The sequence below is a fragment of the Pseudomonas sp. FG13 genome, from assembly GCF_057809755.1.
This window is the reverse complement of the sequence record NZ_JBMDKO010000012.1, coordinates 103,900-121,880: the sequence shown is the minus strand read 5'-3', so window position 1 is coordinate 121,880 and position 17,981 is coordinate 103,900. Positions and strand designations below refer to the sequence as shown.

16 protein-coding genes are annotated in these 17,981 nt (G+C 62.7%); 9 read left to right on the top strand and 7 right to left on the bottom strand.

Going from position 1 to position 17,981, the window contains the following annotated elements; genetic code table 11:
* Position 1: 1 nt before the first annotated feature.
* From narJ to ACODTO_RS13015, 8 genes are all read left to right on the top strand, one after another.
* Positions 2 to 757: a nitrate reductase molybdenum cofactor assembly chaperone gene (gene narJ / locus ACODTO_RS13050; RefSeq protein WP_489106554.1), complete on the top strand. Its 756-nt coding sequence runs from the start codon at positions 2 to 4 to the stop codon at positions 755 to 757.
* Entirely contained in the window at positions 750 to 1,430 is a 681-nt protein-coding gene (gene narI / locus ACODTO_RS13045) for a respiratory nitrate reductase subunit gamma (protein ID WP_489106553.1), read from the top strand. The genes narJ and narI overlap by 8 nt, the downstream gene beginning before the upstream one ends.
* Before the next feature lie 10 nt (positions 1,431 to 1,440).
* The gene (locus tag ACODTO_RS13040; RefSeq protein ID WP_139643493.1) at positions 1,441 to 2,385 is read left to right on the top strand and encodes a peptidylprolyl isomerase; all 945 of its coding nucleotides are present in this window, start codon (positions 1,441 to 1,443) and stop codon (positions 2,383 to 2,385) included.
* Positions 2,386 to 2,410: 25 nt separating this feature from the next.
* Positions 2,411 to 3,403, top strand: coding sequence for a GTP 3',8-cyclase MoaA (moaA, locus tag ACODTO_RS13035; RefSeq protein ID WP_139643490.1), 993 nt, complete (start codon positions 2,411 to 2,413; stop codon positions 3,401 to 3,403).
* A 262-nt stretch (positions 3,404 to 3,665) separates the two neighbouring features.
* Positions 3,666 to 5,681, top strand: coding sequence for a ribonucleoside triphosphate reductase (locus tag ACODTO_RS13030; protein ID WP_464709105.1), 2,016 nt, complete (start codon positions 3,666 to 3,668; stop codon positions 5,679 to 5,681).
* A 29-nt stretch (positions 5,682 to 5,710) separates the two neighbouring features.
* Entirely contained in the window at positions 5,711 to 5,872 is a 162-nt protein-coding gene (nrdD, locus tag ACODTO_RS13025; protein WP_139643483.1) for an anaerobic ribonucleoside-triphosphate reductase, read from the top strand.
* On the top strand, positions 5,869 to 6,564 hold the full coding sequence (locus ACODTO_RS13020) for an anaerobic ribonucleoside-triphosphate reductase activating protein (protein WP_489106552.1): 696 nt from the start codon (positions 5,869 to 5,871) through the stop codon (positions 6,562 to 6,564). The genes nrdD and ACODTO_RS13020 overlap by 4 nt, the downstream gene beginning before the upstream one ends.
* A 110-nt stretch (positions 6,565 to 6,674) precedes the next feature.
* Positions 6,675 to 8,294: a methyl-accepting chemotaxis protein gene (locus tag ACODTO_RS13015; RefSeq protein WP_489106551.1), complete on the top strand. Its 1,620-nt coding sequence runs from the start codon at positions 6,675 to 6,677 to the stop codon at positions 8,292 to 8,294.
* Positions 8,295 to 8,431: 137 nt separating this feature from the next.
* Here the strand turns inward: ACODTO_RS13015 and ACODTO_RS13010 are convergent, their stop codons facing one another.
* The 4 genes from ACODTO_RS13010 to ACODTO_RS12995 are packed head-to-tail and all read right to left on the bottom strand — an operon-like array spanning position 8,432 to position 11,550.
* Positions 8,432 to 9,793 (bottom strand): 4Fe-4S binding protein, encoded by a 1,362-nt coding sequence (locus tag ACODTO_RS13010; protein WP_489106550.1) that lies wholly within the window; start codon positions 9,791 to 9,793, stop codon positions 8,432 to 8,434.
* Complete coding sequence (locus ACODTO_RS13005) at positions 9,781 to 10,635, bottom strand: FTR1 family iron permease (protein WP_489106549.1); 855 nt, start codon at positions 10,633 to 10,635, stop codon at positions 9,781 to 9,783. Before ACODTO_RS13005 ends, ACODTO_RS13010 begins: the two co-directional genes overlap by 13 nt.
* Positions 10,636 to 10,657: 22 nt before the next feature.
* Positions 10,658 to 11,017 carry a cupredoxin domain-containing protein gene (locus tag ACODTO_RS13000; protein WP_489106548.1) on the bottom strand — a complete coding sequence of 120 codons (360 nt, stop codon included), beginning with the start codon at positions 11,015 to 11,017 and terminating at the stop codon, positions 10,658 to 10,660.
* 2 nt (positions 11,018 to 11,019) lie between these two features.
* Entirely contained in the window at positions 11,020 to 11,550 is a 531-nt protein-coding gene (locus ACODTO_RS12995) for an iron transporter (RefSeq protein ID WP_489106547.1), read from the bottom strand.
* Positions 11,551 to 11,738: 188 nt separating this feature from the next.
* Here ACODTO_RS12995 and ACODTO_RS12990 point away from each other — a divergent pair, with 188 nt between their 5' ends.
* The gene (locus ACODTO_RS12990; RefSeq protein WP_139643464.1) at positions 11,739 to 11,951 is read left to right on the top strand and encodes a DUF3079 domain-containing protein; all 213 of its coding nucleotides are present in this window, start codon (positions 11,739 to 11,741) and stop codon (positions 11,949 to 11,951) included.
* 170 nt (positions 11,952 to 12,121) lie between these two features.
* Here the strand turns inward: ACODTO_RS12990 and ACODTO_RS12985 are convergent, their stop codons facing one another.
* From ACODTO_RS12985 to ACODTO_RS12975, 3 genes are all read right to left on the bottom strand, one after another.
* Positions 12,122 to 13,861, bottom strand: a complete 1,740-nt coding sequence (locus tag ACODTO_RS12985; protein ID WP_489106546.1) for a dipeptidase — start codon at positions 13,859 to 13,861, stop codon at positions 12,122 to 12,124.
* 409 nt (positions 13,862 to 14,270) lie between these two features.
* A complete protein-coding gene (locus ACODTO_RS12980) occupies positions 14,271 to 16,271 on the bottom strand; it encodes a peptidase U32 family protein (protein ID WP_139643458.1) in 2,001 nt (666 codons plus the stop codon).
* A gap of 119 nt (positions 16,272 to 16,390) precedes the next feature.
* The gene (locus tag ACODTO_RS12975; protein WP_489106545.1) at positions 16,391 to 17,959 is read right to left on the bottom strand and encodes a sensor domain-containing diguanylate cyclase; all 1,569 of its coding nucleotides are present in this window, start codon (positions 17,957 to 17,959) and stop codon (positions 16,391 to 16,393) included.
* Positions 17,960 to 17,981 lie beyond the last annotated feature (22 nt).

Below are 17,981 nucleotides of genomic sequence, written 5' to 3'. Positions count from 1 at the left end.
CATGCGCATTCTCAAGGTGATTTCGTTGTTGCTCGACTACCCGACCGAGACCCTGGTGGCCGGTCGTGACGAGCTGGAGCAAGCGATTCTCCAGGCGCGGGAAATCAGTCCCAACCAGCGCGCCGGGCTGTTCGAGTTGCTGGAGGTGATCTGCGCCAAGGACCTGATGGACGGCCAGGAGCACTACGGCGCGTTGTTCGGCCGCGGCCGTTCGCTGTCGTTGTTGCTGTTCGAACATGTCCATGGCGAGTCCCGCGACCGGGGCCAGGCCATGGTGGACATGATGGCCCAATACGAGGCAGCCGGTTTCGCCATCGGCGTCAAGGAACTGCCCGACTACATCCCGTTGTACCTGGAGTATCTCTCCACTCGCGAAGACCTCGAGGCCCGCGAGGGCCTGGCGGATGTCGCGCACCTGCTGGCCTTGCTCGCCGCGCGCCTGGATGAGCGTGAAAGCGCCTATGCCAGTTGCTTCCGGGCCTTGCTGCAAGTTGCCGGGGCCGAACCCCAGGGCGCGGTCGCCGAGTTGCGCGAGCAAGTGAAGGCCGAGCCACGGGACGACTCCCTGGAAGCCCTTGACCGGGTCTGGGAGGAAGAGGCGGTGGATTTCATGAAGGCCGAACAGCAGGACCGTTGCAGTTCGCTGCCGAGCGCGCCGGGCAGGGTCAGGGAAGAAAGTGCGGTGCCGTTGCACTGGGTGGATTTTCAGCATGAAGGGCTGGCCGCTGCGCCAGCCGGGGAGGTGGGCAATGTCTAAGTGGGATCTGTTGTTGTTCGGGGTCTACCCCTATGTCGCCCTGGCGATCTGCCTGCTCGGCAGCTGGGCGCGGTTCGACCTCGCCCAGTACACCTGGAAGGCCGGCTCCAGTCAGATGCTGAACAAGCGCGGCATGCGCGTGGCGAGCAACCTGTTCCACGTCGGCGTGCTGTTCGTGCTGGCCGGGCACTTTGTTGGCCTGCTGACGCCGTCGGCGGTCTACCACCATGTGCTGAGTACCGAGAACAAGCAGTTGTTGGCGATGGTTTCCGGTGGCTTTTTCGGCGCGTTGGGCCTGATCGGCTTGCTGATGCTGCTCAACCGCCGGCTGAGCGACCCACGGGTTCGCGCTACGTCCAACACCTCGGACATCCTGGTGTTGGTGGTCTTGCTGGTGCAACTGGTGCTGGGGCTGATGACCATCGTTGCCTCCACCGCCCACATGGACGGTTCGGTGATGGTGATGCTAGCCGACTGGGCGCAGAACACCGTGATGTTGCGTCCGGTCGACGCCGCCAAATCGATAGCGCCAGTGGGCCTGGTCTACAAGCTCCATGTGCTGCTCGGCCTGACCCTGTTCGTGCTGTTTCCGTTCACCCGTCTGGTGCACATCGTCAGTGCGCCGGTCTGGTACCTGGGACGGCGTTATCAAGTCGTTCGGCAGAAATTCTGAGGAGGCGATCATGGCCAGTGGATGCGGATGTGGTGGCGGTAATGGCGGCAGCGGCGGCTGTGGATCTTCGGCAAGCGCGGCGCCCGTGGCGGATGTCGCGCCCCTTGGGGCGGTGCAGTTCGATCCGGTGACGGTTGACGAAGAGTCGCCGCAGTTGATTGCCAGCAGTGAACAGGAGTGGCCGATCATCAGCGTCAACGGGGTGTCGATCACCCCGCAGGCGATGGCCCAGGAGCTGCAGTACCACCCGGCGCAGAGTCGGGAGGACGCGGTCTACCAGGCGGCGCGGGCCCTGGTGATTCGGGAACTGCTCCAGCAACGCATCGCCGAGCTGGGCCTGTCCCTGCAGGTCGGTGCTGGGGAAAACGAAGAGGAGGCGGCGACGCGGCTGCTGCTCGAGCGCGAGGTGCAGGTGCCGCAATGCGACGAAGCGACCTGCCTGCGCTACTACGAAAGCAACCGGGCGCGCTTTCACAGCGCACCGTTGCTGGCCGTGCGGCACATCCTGCTCGAATGCGCACCGGACGATGCCGAGGGACGCAGCCTCGCCCATGTCCAGGCCGAACTGCTGCTGGAACGACTGGACCAGGCTCCGGGCAGCTTCGCCGATCTGGCCCATAAGTATTCGGCTTGCCCGTCCAAGGAGCAGGGCGGGTCGCTGGGGCAGATCAGCAAGGGCCAGACCGTGCCTGAGCTTGAGCGTCAGTTGTTCGCCTTGCCGGCGGGACTGTGCGGCAAACCCCTGGAGAGTCGCTATGGCTGGCACGTGATCAGCATCGACCAGCGCATCGACGGCCAGCCGTTGCCTTACGAGGCGGTGGCGACGGCGATCCGCACCCAGTTGCAGCAGGGCGTCTGGCAGAAAGCGCTGGTGCAGTACCTGCAAACCCTGATCGGTGCAGCGGACATTCGCGGCATTCATCTTCAGGGCGCCGACTCGCCGCTGGTGCAGTGAGCATCGACTCGAACAGGGGGCATTCATGAACGCTGTGCTGCAGGATGGATTTGGGCGCCAGATCGATTATTTGCGGATGTCGGTGACCGATCGTTGTGATTTTCGCTGTGTGTATTGCATGGCGAAGCACATGACCTTCCTGCCGCGTCAGCAGGTATTGACCCTGGAAGAGCTCCAGCGGTTGGCGCGGTTGTTCGTCGGCCTGGGAGTGAAGAAGATCCGCCTGACCGGCGGCGAGCCGCTGATTCGCCCGGGTATCGTCGGGTTGTGCCGCGATATCGCAGCATTGCCCGGCCTGCGGGAGCTGGTGATGACCAGCAACGGCTCGCAGTTGGGGCGGTTGTCCAGGCCGCTGGTCGATGCCGGCGTCAAGCGCATGAACATCAGCCTCGATAGCCTGGACGGCGAGCGTTTTCGGGCCATCACCCGTAACGGCAACCTCGACCAGGTGCTGGCTGGCATCGAAGCGGCGAAGGCGGCCGGGTTCGAGCGGATCAAGCTCAACTGCGTGGTGATGAAGGGGCGCAATTTCGATGAGGTGCCGGCGTTGGTGCAGTACGCCATCGAGCAACGCATCGACATCAGCTTCATCGAGGAAATGCCGTTGGGAGAGGTAGGACGTTCCCGGGGCGAGTCGTTTTGTTCCAGCGAAGAGGTCCGGGCGGCGATCGTCCGTCATCACCGGTTGCTCGATAGCGCCGAGAATAGCGGCGGGCCGGCGCGTTATGTGCGCCTGGAGCGCCATCCTGATACGCGGATCGGCTTCATTTCGCCGAACACCCACAACTTCTGCGCCAGTTGCAACCGGGTGCGCATGACCGTTGAAGGGCGCTTGCTGCTGTGCCTTGGACAAGAGAACTCCCTCGACCTGCGTGGCCTGCTGCGGCGCTATCCGCTGGAGGACCAGCCGGTGATCCAGGCGGTGCAACACGCCTTGCGCGGCAAGCCTCTGCGTCACGACTTCAACCCGGGTGGGGAGGTGCAGATCGTACGGTTCATGAACATGAGTGGGGGGTGAGGAGCATCGTTGCCTGTGGCGGCGCTATCGCGAGCAGGCTCGCTCCCACATGGGGTTTGGGTTGACTGGGAGATTTGTGTTCACCCAGGTCCCCTGTGGGACCGAGCCTGCTCGCGATGACGGCAGCCCAGTCACATCCCTATCAATTGACTCCCCCGATTCTTGACATCAGTCAATTGCAAACCAGCCTTCAACCCGTACTCTCCACTGCATATTGTGTTTTATGAACTTGAAAGGCCTATATGTAGTGTCTGGAGCCCAAATGCAAAGTACGTTGATCTCAGTAGGGTGCAACCGCCTGCACAAGCGCGACGGCAGTGTGGTCGCCTTCGATGCGGACAAGATCCGCCAGGCGCTGATCGCCGCCGGCAAGGCCACCGGCGAATACGCGGAGGCTGAAGCCGAAGCGCTGCTCGACGCCGTACTTGCCCGATTGGAAGGGCAGTCACGATTGAACGTCGAGCAGATCCAGGACCGGGTCGAGCGGGTGCTGATGGACGCCGGTTTCTTCCTCGCCATGCGCGCCTACATCGTCTACCGCGAGCAACACGGGCGCCTGCGCCGGGACCGCCGCACCCTGGTGGAAGTCGCCACGTCGATGAACGAATACCTCGATCGTGAAGACTGGCGCGTGCAGGCCAACGCCAACCAGGGGTATTCCCTCGGCGGGTTGATCCTCAACGTCTCCGGCAAGGTCACCGCCAACTATTGGCTCGATGAAGTCTACAGCCAGGCCATCGGCGAGGCGCACCGCGAGGCCGACCTGCACATCCATGACCTGGACATGCTCGCCGGCTACTGTGCCGGTTGGTCCCTGCGTACGCTATTGCACGAAGGCCTCAACGGTGTACCGGGGCGGGTCGAGGCCGGGCCGCCCAAGCACCTGAGCAGTGCCCTGGGGCAGATGGTGAATTTCCTCGGCACCCTGCAGAACGAATGGGCCGGGGCCCAGGCCTTCAGCTCGTTCGACACCTACCTGGCGCCCTACGTGCGCAAGGACCGGCTCAGCTACGACGAGATCCGCCAGTCGTTGCAGGAGTTCATCTACAACCTCAACGTCCCCTCGCGCTGGGGCACGCAAACGCCGTTTACCAACCTGACGTTCGACTGGGTCTGTCCGCAGGATCTGCGCGAACAGATTCCGATCATCGGTGGTGAAGAGATGCCGTTCGCCTATGGCGACCTGCAAGCGGAAATGGAACTGATCAATCGCGCCTACATCGAGGTAATGCAAGCCGGCGATGCGAAAGGGCGGGTGTTCACCTTCCCGATCCCGACCTACAACATCACCCATGATTTCCCGTGGGACAGCGAAAACGCCGACCGCCTGTTCGAAATGACGGCCCGCTACGGCTTGCCGTACTTCCAGAATTTCCTCAACTCGGACATGCAACCCAACCAGGTGCGGTCAATGTGCTGCCGCTTGCAACTGGATGTGCGCGAGCTGCTCAAGCGCGGTGGCGGCTTGTTCGGTTCGGCGGAACAGACCGGCTCGCTGGGGGTGGTGACGATCAACTGCGCACGGCTGGGCTACCTGTACAAGGGCAACACCAGCGCACTGTTGCAGCGTCTCGATGCCCTGATGGAACTGGCGAAGGAAAGCCTGGAGGTCAAGCGCAAGGTGATCCAGCACCACATGGACGCCGGCCTGTATCCCTACACCAAGCGTTACCTGGGCACCTTGCGCAATCACTTCTCCACCATCGGCGTGAATGGCCTGCACGAAATGCTGCGCAATTTCACCGATGACCAGCAGGGGCTGCACACCGGGCAGGGACGCGAGTTCGCGCTGCAGTTGCTCGATCATGTACGGGCGACGCTGCTGCGTTTCCAGGAGGAGACCGGCCACCTCTACAACCTGGAAGCCACGCCCGCCGAAGGCACCACCTACCGCTTCGCCAAGGAAGACCTCAAGCGCTACCCCGATATCCTGCAGGCCGGCAGTCCGGTCGCGCCGTACTACACCAACTCTTCGCAATTGCCGGTGGGGTTTACCGAGGACCCGTTCGAAGCCCTGGAACTGCAGGACGAACTGCAATGCAAGTACACCGGCGGCACCGTGTTGCACCTGTACATGGCCGAGCAGATTTCATCCACCCAGGCCTGCAAGCAATTGGTGCGCAAGGCCCTGGGGCGTTTCCGGCTGCCGTACCTGACGGTCACGCCGACGTTTTCCATCTGCCCGGTGCATGGCTACCTGGCCGGTGAACACGAGTTCTGTCCCAAATGCGACGAGGCGTTGCTGCTGCAACAGCAGCAGGCACGCAGCGTCCACTGATCCGATCATCCACCGCAAGGAGTTTCACCATGAATGAATCGAGCAACCTTCCGCAGGCCCAGCGCCAACGTTGTGAAGTCTGGACCCGGGTGATGGGGTATCACCGCCCGGTGGCGGCGTTCAACCCGGGCAAGCAGTCCGAGCACCGCGAGCGGGTGCATTTCACTGAACGCGCGGCCGGGCGTCCATGAGTCGAGTGCTGCGGGTCGGGGGCATGGTGCCCCTGACCACCCTCGATTATCCGGGCCAATTGGCTTGCGTACTGTTTTGCCAGGGTTGCGCCTGGCGTTGTCGTTATTGCCATAACCCGCAACTGATCCCGCCCCGTGGCAGCGAGGAAGTGGATTGGTGCAGGGTGCTGGCGTTCCTGCAACGCCGCCAGGACCTGCTCGACGCCGTGGTGTTCAGCGGCGGCGAGCCGACCTTGCAGGACGGCCTGGGCTCGGCCATGGAGGAGGTGCGGCAGATGGGCTTTCGCATCGGCCTGCACAGCGCCGGCATCAAGCCGGCGGCGTTCGCCAAGGTGGTTGGGCAAGCCGACTGGGTGGGCTTCGACGTCAAGGCGCTGCCCGAAGATGCCCTGGACGTGACCCGGGTCGAAGGCAGTGGCGCAGCCAACTGGCGCAGCCTCGACTATCTGCTGGCCAGCGGCGTGGATTACGAGTGTCGCACCACGGTGCATTGGCATCTGTTCGACCCCGGGCGGCTGTTGACCCTGGCCCGGCGCCTGAGCGAGCGGGGTGTGACCCGCTTCGCCGTGCAACTGGTGCGCACCGCCCGGATGCTCGACCCACACCTCTCCAGCGTTTCGGCACACGCCTTGCAGCCCGAACTGTGGGCCGCCCTGCGGGAGTTGTTTCCCTCGTTCGTGTTGCGCAGCTAAGCCTGCGCCGGGACGAACGACACCGCGGCTCGGAATGACCCGCTCACTTTTTTCCAAGGTTTTCAAATGCGCTGCCGGACCGGCAGGTAGTTGAACAGGGAGCATTTGATATGACCAGACTCACCACCGCCCAACGTATCGTGATCGGCTTTGCCATCGCACCACTGGCCTTGATCGCCCTGGCGTTGTACGCCTTGCACGATCTGGCTGTGCTGCGCGACCAGGCCGAGCAGATCGTCTGGCAGGATTGGCCGAAGATCGACCCGATCATGGTGATCGCCACGGGCGTGCGCGATAACGCCAGGAACACCCGGGACTTGCTGATCGACAAGAACAATACCCAGGTGCAGCAATCCATCGATGCCACGCGGCAACGCATCACCCAGGCTTTCGCGACGCTGGAGCCGTTGTTGTTTCAGCCCGAAGGCAAGGCGGCTTTTGCCGAACTGAAGAAACGTCGAGAGGCTTATGTGGCCGCATTCGTCCAGGTACAGGCGCTGATCCGCCAGGGCGCGATGGATGACGCGATGACGCAACTCAGGCAAGGGGTGATCCCGGCGGAGCTTGAGGTGTACAAAAGCCTGGAAGGGCTGATGGCGATGCAAGGCACGTTGTTCGCCGAACGCGAGCGCCTGGCCCAGGCGCGCTACAGCGATGCGCGGCGCAACATGCTGATGTTGGTCCTGGCCTGCCTGGCCGTGGTGAGTACCGTGGCGATACTGGTGACCCGCAGCGTGACCCGTCCGTTGGGCGGCGAGCCCGATGATGCCGCGCGGGTGCTGAGCCACATCGCCCAGGGCGACCTGACGATCCGCGTGCCGGTAGGCGTCGGCGCCAATGACAGTGTAATGAGCAACATGCACGACATGCAGCAGAACCTCAACACCATGGTCAGGCACATTGCGGCCTCGGTGGATCGGGTGGCCAGTTCATCCGAAGAGCTGAGTGCGGTGAGCAGCCAGACCAACAGCACGTTGCAGTTGCAAGGCATGGAAATCGAGCAGGCTGCGGCGGCGGTGAACCAAATGACGGCGGCGGTGGACGAGGTGGCGCGCAACGCCGTGAGCACCAGCGAAGCCTCGCGAGTCTCGGAGCAGACCGCCCAGCGTGGCCGTGAGCAGGTTCAGCAGACGGTCGCTTCCATCTCGGCGCTGGCGGACGGCGTGACGGACACGTCGGCGCGCATCCAGCAGTTGGCGGGACGGGTCGAGGACATCAGCTCGGTACTGGATGTGATCCGTGGCATCGCCGAGCAGACCAACCTGTTGGCCCTGAACGCCGCCATCGAAGCCGCCCGGGCCGGCGATGCCGGGCGTGGCTTCGCGGTGGTGGCTGACGAAGTCCGCGCGTTGGCCCATCGCACCCAGGATTCGACCCGGGAAATCGAGGACATGATCGGCAACATCCGCCAGGACAGTGGGCATGCCGTGACGGCCATGCAAAGCAGCAGCGAGCGGGTACAGGACACCTTGCAAGTCGCCCAGCGTTCCGGCGACGCCCTGGATGAAATCGCCCGCTCGATTTCGCAGATCAACGAGCGCAACCTGATGATCGCCAGCGCCACGGAACAACAGGCCCTGGTGGCCCGGGAGGTGGACCGCAACCTGGTGGGCATTCGCAACCTGTCGGAACAGGTGCTGCTGGGGGCAAGGCACACCGATACGGCCGGCCAGGACCTGGCACAGATGGCCGGCTCGCTGCATGAGACGGTGGCGCGGTTCAAGGTGTAGCCGAGTCGGGGTGAAAGGTATGTGGGAGCGAGCCTGCTCGCGATAGCGGTGGGTCAGTCCAGGAAGATGTTGGATGTGCCGGCGTCATCGCGAGCAGGCTCGCTCCCACGGGTTTGGCTATACACAGTCTTGCGGGATCACCACCCCCAGAACTGCAACCACCACCCATACCCCACCAAACCGCAGGCCGATGCCAGGCATGCCATGGCGGGCAATCGTCGAACCGGGGGCATCTGTTCCAAGCGTTTCCAACCCAGCCACAGACTCCAGGCCATCGCCGCCAGCAACAGCGCGGCACGGGCTGGCTGCACCCATTCGAGCAACAACCCTTCATAGCGCAACAGCTTCACCGTGGTGGCTGACAAGCCGAGAAACAGCCCTGCACCACCAAGAGGCGTCAAGGTGATGGCCAAGGGCCAATACTGTGCAGCATCCCCCGATATTTTCGCCGCCAGGCGTATCAGCAACGTCAACGAACCACCCTGCAACAAGGCACTCATGCCCAGGTAGGCAAGGATGCACAACCCATCGAGCCAACTGAAACTGTCATTGAGCTGCGGATAGTGCGTCAGCAGCCACCACGGCGCGTTGTCCTGAAGGGGCCAGAGCAGATCGTGGGTGATCAGCCATTGGGCCAGGTTCTGCTTCAAGGCGATGAACCACGGGCTGACGGTCCACTGGAAAGCGCCCATGGCCAGGCCAATGACGCCGAACAACAGCAAGCGCACGTCCCACGGCGAGACGCTACTCGGTGTCGAGTGAAGGATTTCCTGGTTGCTGGAACGGGCGATCAGGCGCACGGCATCGCGCTGGCCGCTGCAACGACCGCAGGCGTGGCAGTCGGCGGCGCCTTGCATGCGACGAATGTCCAGCAAGGGCGCGCAGTTGGGCGGTGGCCGACGGGGCGCCGGGTTTTCCAGCCAGCGTTGTTCGTCCACCTGAAAATGCACTGGCGCCAAACGGGCGAGCAGGGCGAAGACGCCGCTGACCGGGCACAGGTAGCGGCACCACACCCGTTTGCCCCGGGCGAACAGCAGACCGACGATCACCGCCGCGACGGTCGAACCGCCAAGGATCAACAACGCAGCCTGGGCATAGTCATAGACGCTGATGAGTTGGCCATAGATCGTGGTCAGGCAGAACGCCAGGGTCGGCCAGCCGGCCCAGCGCAGGCCTAGGGGCATGCCCAGGCCCTTGCCGTAGTGGCTGGCCCATTCGCTCAAGGCCCCTTCTGGACACAGCACACCACACCAGAGCCGGCCGAACAGCACAATCGACAGCAACACGAAGGGCCACCAGAGGCCCCAGAACAGAAATTGAGCCAACAATGTGAGGTTGTCGAAAAGGCGCGCCTGGCTGTCCGGCAAGGGCAGGAATGCAGGTATCACCAGCAGCACCCCATAGAACAGCACCACCGCCCATTGCACCGCACGAATGATCGCGCCGTGGCGGCGCATGCCGTCACCCAGGCGCTGGAGCCAGGCATTCAGGTCGGGCATGGCAGGGTTTCCACCTTGCGTGGCCGCAGCCAGCCGACGACGGTCAGCCAATAAGCGATCCACACCAGCAACGTCAGTGCACTGGGACTCGCCCGATACCCGGCAAAATCGGCCAGGAAACCACCGAACCCATGACCATCATCCAGGATCGCGCTGGTGTCCCACAGGGCATCGCCGATGCCGCGATACATCGCCTCCGGCCAGTCCATCGCAAGCAACTGTCCGCCGACCCGTTCGATACCGCTGACCAGCAACGCCGCTCCCAGCAACAAAAGAATTGCCTCGCTGATGGCAAAGAAACGTGGCCATGAGATGAACCGTCGACTGCTGTGCAGCAAGGAAACGGTCAGCAGCGCCAGTACCAGCCCAGCCACCGCGCCAATGGCGAACAGGCCCAACTGCGGCCCCTGCAGGCGGGCCCCGGCACCATACAGGAAGACCACGGTTTCACTGCCTTCTCGGCTCACAGCCAACAGCGCCAGGACCAGCAGGCCCAGGCCACCCTGGCGGTCCAGGCGCTGATCGGCGTGACGGGTCAGTTCCTGCTTGAGCGTGCCGGCGTTGCGTTGCATCCAGCTCACCATCTGCACGATCAGCACACTGGCGAACAGCGCCAATGAGGCCTGGAACCATTCGTTGGCCGCGCCGCTCATGGCCTCGCCGGCCAGCAGGATCAGACCGGCCAGCGCGGTCGAAAGCAGCAGGCCCAGGGCAGCGCCGCTCCAGACGTAGCGCAATAATTGCCGGGTCTGTCGCTGCCGGCTGACCCAGGCCTGGAGAATCCCGAGTACCAACAAGGCCTCGACGCTTTCGCGCCAGACAATAAACATCGATTGAGTCATGCAAACGCCTCCTGCTGACCGATTACTGGGCCAGGATGCCGCCCTCGGGCAGTTGCGGATTGAATTCATCGAAAAACGGATAGTGCCCCGGACGCAACGGGTGAATCACGACAAAGGTGGTGACCCCGGGTGACAGCACTTTTTCCACTCGCAATGGCGTGCTCTCGAACTCCGCCGGGCCCTGGCCGACGTTTTTCAGCACGATCTTGAAGCGCTGTCCGGCCGCTACTTCCAACAGCGCCGGGGTGAAATGTCCGTCGCGGATGCTTAGCTCATAAGTCGGCAGCTCGGCCTGGGCCAGTGAGGGCAGCAGGCCCGCCAGCATCAGCCAAGCCAGGCGTCCATGCCTCGCGACAGGCAGCCCGCAGGTTCGGCGGGCCATCTTCAATATCCGCCTTTCTTACCGATCCCGGCGTAGACGAACTCGTAGTGCAATTCACATCGTTCGAACCACGGCGCGACACCGGTTTCCTTATCGGTATGACGACCGAGCGAGCCATGACCGCCGGGGGGCAGGAGGGTGAAGGTCAGTTGATATTTGCCGGGGCCGAGCAGCTTCACGTTGTCGCCGTAGTGCGGTCCGTCATTGGCGACCATGGCATGGAAGTCACCCTTGAGCTCGGTGTCGTTGCCCTGTTTTTTCAGCAGGAACGACACGTTGAGGTACGGCACGAAGCTGCCTTCCTGGAAGCCTTGCGGGTTGTCCGCCGTGGCGCGGATATCCGCTTCCAGGTGAACATCGGAATCAGCAGTGGCGCGCATCATGCCGGCCGGGGCCATTTCAATCGGTTGCAGGTACACCGCGCCGACTTCCAGTCCCGGGCACAGTTGCGGTTCGCCGATGGGGTATTCCTTAGCCTGGGCCAGTGGCGCGAGAACGAGGAGGGCGAGAGACAGGGGAACGAGCGTGCGCATGATGACTTCCTGGACGACGTAAGAGTTGGCCGGAGTCTAGGGAGCTTCGCTGCGAATAATAATGATTATTGTCAATTTTCAGCGTGATTCCATGAAAGCGATGAGAGGAAGGCTCTTGATCGAAATCAAGGGCTGTACGGGACTGGCGCGGTAGGGTGCAGCTACACCCATCTGTCAGCGGGGTTCCCATGGCCAAGCCCTTTCCCGTAAGTCCCAAACACCCTGAACGCATCTGCTGGGGCTGCGACCGTTACTGCGCGTCGAACGCCCTGGCCTGTGGCAACGGCGCCGACCGGACCATGCATCCGGCTGAGATGATCGGGGAGGATTGGTACCTGCATGGGGAGTGGGGATTGGAATTGACTGACATTACAGACCAAAGCGCCAATCCGAAGAAATAGACTAAAGCACCTGTCTGAAGGAATAGACCAAACCTGTGGCGAGGGGATTTATCCCCGCTGGGGCGCGAAGCGGCCCCACAATCTTAGGGCCGCTTCGCAGCCCAGCGGGGATAAATCCCCTCGCCACATTAAAACCTGCCAGCCTGGAACCAACTGGCCGGCGGGTGTACTCAGAGCTTCGGCATCTGTCCGATCCGCCCCATCATCTCGGTCACGATCTGCAAGTCCAACATGAACTGCTCGACCGTCTTGAACTCGTTGTCGTTATGCCCGGTGTATTTGACGTCGGGCATTGCCAGGCCGAACTGCACGCCGTTGGGCAGGTCGTGGACCGAAGTGGCGCCCGCCGAGGTGCCGTACTTGTGCTCCATGCCCAGGTTCTCGGTGGCCACGGCCAATAGCGCCTTGACCCATTCACCCTCGGGGTTGCGGTACATCGGTTCGTCGATGGAGTAATCGAAGGCCACCGCCACGTGGGACTTCTTGCTCCAGGCCGCCAGTTTGTCGGCAATTTCGGACTTGAGCGCTTCAGTGGGCTTGCCGACTGGAACACGCAGGTTGACGGCGAGCTTGAAGGTCTTCTCATCCATGCCGACGTAGGTCAGGGAGGCGGTCAGCGGGCCCATGAACGCGTCGGAGAAGCCAATCCCCAACTGCTTGCCCAGGTAGTCCAGGCCCCAGTTGTCAGCGGCGTAGCGGGCGGCGTCGGTGATGTGGTTGTGCTTGAGTGCGACCTTGCCGTCGAGGCCGTTGATGAAGTCCAGCATCCGCGCTACCGGGTTCACGCCCGACTCGGGTTCTGACGAGTGAGCGGAAACACCGGTAAAGGTCAGTTGGACGTCTTTGCCGACGACCTTGCTGGCGACCTCGAAGTTGCCGCCGTTGCGCTTGGCATAATCGGTACCGGCCTTGAGCAGGCTGGCGGCCAGTTCGGCAGGCTTGTCAGCGACGAAGGTGGCCACCGATGTCGATGGAATCTGGTTGGTTGCCAGGCCGCCGGTCAGGGCTGTGATTTCGGCGCCCTTGCCTTGTGCGGGGCGGCGGGCAAAGTTTGCCATGACCGTGCCATAGCCTTTTTCGGCAATCACGACCGGATAGCCGCCATCCAGCGCCAGGTTGTAATTCGGCGTCGGGTTGTGTTCGAAGTAGTAGGGGATCGCGTCGCCGGTGGTTTCTTCGGTGGTGTCCACCAACAGCTTGAAGTTCCTCGCCAGGGGCAGCTTCTCTTCCTTGATGATCTTCATGGCATAGAGCGCCACGACGATACCGTTCTTGTCATCCTCCGTGCCTCGGCCATACATGCGGTCGCCCACCAGGGTGACTTTGAACGGGTCGAGCCGTGTGCCGTCCTTCAGCACCCAGTTTTCCGGCTTCACCGGGACCACATCGGCGTGTGCGTGGATACCCACGACTTCGTCGCCGCTGCCTGGCAGGGAAATTTCATAGACTCGGTTGTCGATGTTGCGGAAGTTCAGATTGAAGCTCTGGGCGAGGCTCTTGATCTTGTCGGCGATCTTGAGGAATTCGGGATTCTCGTGCTGGGCCACGCCGTCCTTGCGGTAGGTCGGGATCGCTACCAGTTCTTTCAGGGTTTCGGTGGCGGCGCTGCCGTATTTCACTCGCGCGTAGATGCCCAGCAGACGATGGATTTCATTCTGCTGTTCGGTTGAAAGGGGCTTGTTGTCGAGAAAGGCGTTGATGGCCGGACCCAGGTCGGCGGTTTTGGCCAGGTCACTCTTGGCCACGCTGCCCAGGAATTGCCTGAAGTCGGTGACCGATGTGTCAGCGAGGGTCTTGACGAGCGTCGCGCTCTGCTGCGCGGTGATGTTGGCGAGTGCTGGCGCGGAGAGTGTTGCGAAGCTGGATAGCAGCAGGGTGGTCACAGCCAGGTGCTTGAGCGAGAAGTCCATTGCTGGGGGCATTCCTTTGCAGGCGAGTTGAAGGAAGATGTTTCATTGGCGAAACAACTACGCAACCTAACACTGCTGCCCAGCGGGCAGGGAGCCTATGAGGTGGATTTGTCGCACACTCAAGCAAAAACGGCGCAGAAATGAAAAACAACCAGGCGGGCAGCGCCACTGTGGGAGCGAGCCTGCTCGCGATGACGGCGGCACATTCAACATCTGCGTGACAGACCCACCGCTATCGCGAGCAGGCTCGCTCCCACAGAGGACTCAGGGTGTATGCGGTCTTTGCATATGCCACCTGATCTTGTGGGAGCCGGGCTTGCCCGCGATGACGGCGGTCCTGTCAGCGTTTCAGTGACAGATCCACCGCTTTCGCGAGCAAGCCCGCTCCCACAGGCCATTGCGGCATTGCTTAATGCGGTGCGCGAGGAATCGTCTTGAGCAGGTCTTCAGGGCTGATGTACCCGACCACCGGCTGCGCCGTGCTGCCCGGCAACGGCAGGTCGAGGATGTGGCCCTTGATCTTGCCGACCACATGCATCTCGCAAGGCTTGCAGTCGAACTTCAGTGTCAGGACTTCATCCCCATGGATGAGCTGCATCGGCGCGACCTTGGTGCGCACGCCGGTGACGCCCTTGGCCTGCTTGGGGCAGAGGTTGAACGAGAAGCGCAGGCAGTGCTTGGTGATCATCACCGGCACTTCACCGGTTTCTTCGTGAGCCTCGAACGCCGCGTCGATCAGCTTGACGCCATGGCGATGATAGAAGTCCCGGGCCTTCTGGTTGTAGACGTTGGCCAGGAACGACAGGTGCGACTCCGGGTACACCGGTGGCGGACTGGTCTCGGCCTTGCGGCCACCGCGTGGGTGAGCTTTGACGCGGGCGGCGGTCAGGGCTTCGATGGCTTCGCGCCGCAACGCCTTGAGCTGCGAGTTGGGAATGAAGAACGCCTGGGGCGCATCCAGCTCGATGGCGGTGGCGTGGTATTCGGTGGTACCCAGTTGGCCGAGCAGGTCGTGCAATTGCTCCAGGGCCTGCTCCGGCTTGTTGGCCACGCCGAACGGTCCGTCCAGGGCGACGCTGGCACGGATGCCTTCCTCGCTGGTGGCCGTCAGTTCCAGGCGCTCTTCGCGCAGGCGCGCGTTCCACGCCAGGCCGACACGGCGCTCGGATGAGGTCTTGAGCAGGGCTTGCTGCCAGTTATGGTCCAGGTTGCGGCTCAACGGGTGGTTGGGGCGCAACTGGTACATCCCGGCTGGCATTTCGTTCGGCTCGACCCGGTAGCGGTAGCGCTTCTGGCCGTCTTCTTCGAATTCGCCCTTGGGCTCGGCGATGTTGGCCCGGAAGCCCACCACTTCACGCTTGACCAGCACATTCAGGCCGTCGCCGTTGGACAACGGATCGAAGGTCACGACCTGCAGGTCGCGCTTGCCGACTTTTTCCACCACGCCCACCGGCACGCCGGTGAAGGTCGGTGAGTCGAAGGCACCGATGTCGATCTTGCGCTCGCTGACGAAGTAGTCGGTGCTGCCACGGTGGAAGGTCTTGTCCGGGTCGGGCACGAAGAAGTGCGCGGTACGACCGCTGGACGCGCGGGCCAGGTCGGGGCGGTCTTCGAGGACGTCGTCCAGGCGCTGGCGGTAGTAGGCGGTGATGTTCTTCACATAGCCCATGTCCTTGTAGCGCCCCTCGATCTTGAACGAGCGCACGCCGGCTTCCACCAAGGCGCGGATATTGGCGCTCTGGTTGTTGTCCTTCATCGACAGCAGGTGTTTTTCGTAGGCGACGACCCGACCCTGGTCGTCCTTGAGGGTGTAGGGCAGGCGGCAGGCCTGGGAGCAGTCGCCACGGTTGGCGCTGCGTCCGTTCTGGGCGTGGGAGATATTGCACTGGCCGGAGAATGCCACGCACAGCGCGCCGTGGATGAAGAATTCGATGGCAGCATCGGTTTCGTCGGCGATGGCGCGGATTTCCTGCAGGTTCAGCTCGCGGGCCAGCACCAGTTGCGAAAAACCGGCCTGGTCGAGGAACTTCGCCCGGGCCAGGGTACGGATGTCGGTCTGGGTGCTGGCGTGCAGTTCGATCGGCGGAATGTCCAGCTCCATCACCCCCAGGTCCTGGACGATCAACGCATCGACACCCGCATCGTACAGCTGGTGGATCAACTGGCGGGCCGGCTCCAGCTCGTTGTCGTGGAGGATGGTGTTGATCGTGGTGAACACCCGGGCGTGGTAGCGGTGGGCGAACTCCACCAGCCGGGCGATATCGCCCACCTCGTTGCAGGCGTTGTGACGCGCGCCGAAACTCGGGCCACCGATGTACACGGCGTCGGCGCCATGCAGGATGGCCTCGCGGGCGATGGTCACGTCGCGGGCAGGGCTGAGCAATTCCAGATGATGTTTGGGCAAGGACATGTATTTTTAGTCAGGCTGGTCACGGTCGAAGCGACCATTGTAGCCGCCAGGCGCCTTGCCGACACCTGTGGACTTGGATTTGTGCGATCCGGACCGATGCACGGCGGTTCCCAACAGGGTCAAGCCGACGTTGCGCTGGCGCTGCACCAACGGTTTCGCCCGGTGTTCTTGGCCAGGTACAAAAAGGCGTCGGCGGCCTTGATCAACATGGCGGGCGTTACGTCCACCGTGCCCGGCTGGGTAGTGGTGATGCCGGCGCTGGCCGTGACGATGCCCAATGGATGGTCGACATGTTCGATGTCCAGCGCCCTGATGGCGTCAAGAATGTCCTGGGCGACCTTGGCGGCACCAGTGCCGTCGGTATTGGGCAGCAGCACGGTGAATTCTTCGCCACCGTACCTGACCGCCAGGTCCCCCGGTCGTTTGACCGCGTCCTGGATCGCCCCGGCAATGGCATGCAGGCAGTCATCCCCGGCGGCGTGCCCGTATTTGTCGTTGAAGCGCTTGAAGTAATCGACATCGAGCATGATCAGGGCCAGGGAAGAGCCCTGGCGCTTGGCCAGGCGCAGCTCATCGGTCAAGGCAAGGTCCAGCTTCCTACGGTTGCCCAACCCGGTGAGGCTGTCGGTCAGCGCCATGTCCCGCATGCTCTGGTGCGCATGACGGATCTGCTTTTCCATGATGATCCGGTAGCGCAGTTGGCTCAGGACGATGAGGCCGAAGCCGACCAGGGTGGCGATCAGGAAAACCAGCACGAAGCCGGTCTTGAGCAGGTCGCGGCGCCAGGGCGCGGTGATGGAGTCCCGGGACAGGCCGGCTTCCACCACCAACGGGTACGTAGTCAGGGCGCGGTAGCCGTACAGGCGTTCGGTGTCGTCGATCACGGCGCGGGCTTCGGCAGTACCCTGGTTCGATGTCGGCAGGAAGTTCTTGAAGATCACGCTATTGACCAGACTCTTGCCGATCACCGTCTCGACGAAGGGGCGCCGTACCAGAATGGTGCCGTTGCGCAGGGCCAGGACCAGGGCGCCCTTGTCGTCGATCTTGAAGTCGCCGTAGTAGTCCACGAAGTAGCTGACCTTGATCGTTCCAAGCAGCACGCCGGCGAACGAACCATCGGGATTGTTCAGGCGTCGGGAAATGGGAATGATCAGGTCGTCGGTGGACCGGCTCCTGATGACTTCGCCGATGCGTACGTTTCGATCCGTGTGGGTGCGGTGGTACTGGAAATAGTCACGGTCCGCGTTGTTGGCCGGTTCCGGGATCGTCTCCTTGTCCGTGACCACCCATTGCCCATCGGGCCCATAGATAAACAGCCCGTGCAGTTGCGGCATGATGGCGGATTGCTGCACCAGTAGTTTATGGAGGCGCGGGATATCGATGTTTTCGAACCCGTCGCCTTCCACTCGCTCGCTGAGTGCGGCGGTGACGACGTCCACCTGGCGGATGGTGTCTTCGGCATGCTGGGCCGTCGCCCGCGCCAGGTTCGTCACCGAATCGCGGGCGGCCGAAAATGCAGCACGGTAGTCACGCCATGTCCTCCAGCCTTCAACGGACAGGAAGGCTATCACCACCACCAGCATGAAACTGATGGTCAGCCTCAATGCCGCGCCTGGCCGCGCAGCCTGGGGGTCGAAATCCTCGACAGGGCTTTCGCCTCTTGGCTCCGGCCGTTTGCGTCCGAGCATCAACATTTCCTTTTACGACAAG

Bases quoted from the DNA above. Each gene is read 5' to 3' on its own strand.
- narJ (WP_489106554.1), top strand. From the start codon at position 2: ATGCGCATTCTCAAGGTGATTTCGTTGTTGCTCGACTACCCGACCGAG.
- narI (WP_489106553.1), top strand. From the start codon at position 750: ATGTCTAAGTGGGATCTGTTGTTGTTCGGGGTCTACCCCTATGTCGCC.
- ACODTO_RS13040 (WP_139643493.1), top strand. From the start codon at position 1,441: ATGGCCAGTGGATGCGGATGTGGTGGCGGTAATGGCGGCAGCGGCGGC.
- moaA (WP_139643490.1), top strand. From the start codon at position 2,411: ATGAACGCTGTGCTGCAGGATGGATTTGGGCGCCAGATCGATTATTTG.
- ACODTO_RS13030 (WP_464709105.1), top strand. From the start codon at position 3,666: ATGCAAAGTACGTTGATCTCAGTAGGGTGCAACCGCCTGCACAAGCGC.
- nrdD (WP_139643483.1), top strand. From the start codon at position 5,711: ATGAATGAATCGAGCAACCTTCCGCAGGCCCAGCGCCAACGTTGTGAA.
- ACODTO_RS13020 (WP_489106552.1), top strand. From the start codon at position 5,869: ATGAGTCGAGTGCTGCGGGTCGGGGGCATGGTGCCCCTGACCACCCTC.
- ACODTO_RS13015 (WP_489106551.1), top strand. From the start codon at position 6,675: ATGACCAGACTCACCACCGCCCAACGTATCGTGATCGGCTTTGCCATC.
- ACODTO_RS13010 (WP_489106550.1), bottom strand. From the start codon at position 9,793: ATGCCCGACCTGAATGCCTGGCTCCAGCGCCTGGGTGACGGCATGCGC.
- ACODTO_RS13005 (WP_489106549.1), bottom strand. From the start codon at position 10,635: ATGACTCAATCGATGTTTATTGTCTGGCGCGAAAGCGTCGAGGCCTTG.
- ACODTO_RS13000 (WP_489106548.1), bottom strand. From the start codon at position 11,017: ATGGCCCGCCGAACCTGCGGGCTGCCTGTCGCGAGGCATGGACGCCTG.
- ACODTO_RS12995 (WP_489106547.1), bottom strand. From the start codon at position 11,550: ATGCGCACGCTCGTTCCCCTGTCTCTCGCCCTCCTCGTTCTCGCGCCA.
- ACODTO_RS12990 (WP_139643464.1), top strand. From the start codon at position 11,739: ATGGCCAAGCCCTTTCCCGTAAGTCCCAAACACCCTGAACGCATCTGC.
- ACODTO_RS12985 (WP_489106546.1), bottom strand. From the start codon at position 13,861: ATGGACTTCTCGCTCAAGCACCTGGCTGTGACCACCCTGCTGCTATCC.
- ACODTO_RS12980 (WP_139643458.1), bottom strand. From the start codon at position 16,271: ATGTCCTTGCCCAAACATCATCTGGAATTGCTCAGCCCTGCCCGCGAC.
- ACODTO_RS12975 (WP_489106545.1), bottom strand. From the start codon at position 17,959: ATGCTCGGACGCAAACGGCCGGAGCCAAGAGGCGAAAGCCCTGTCGAG.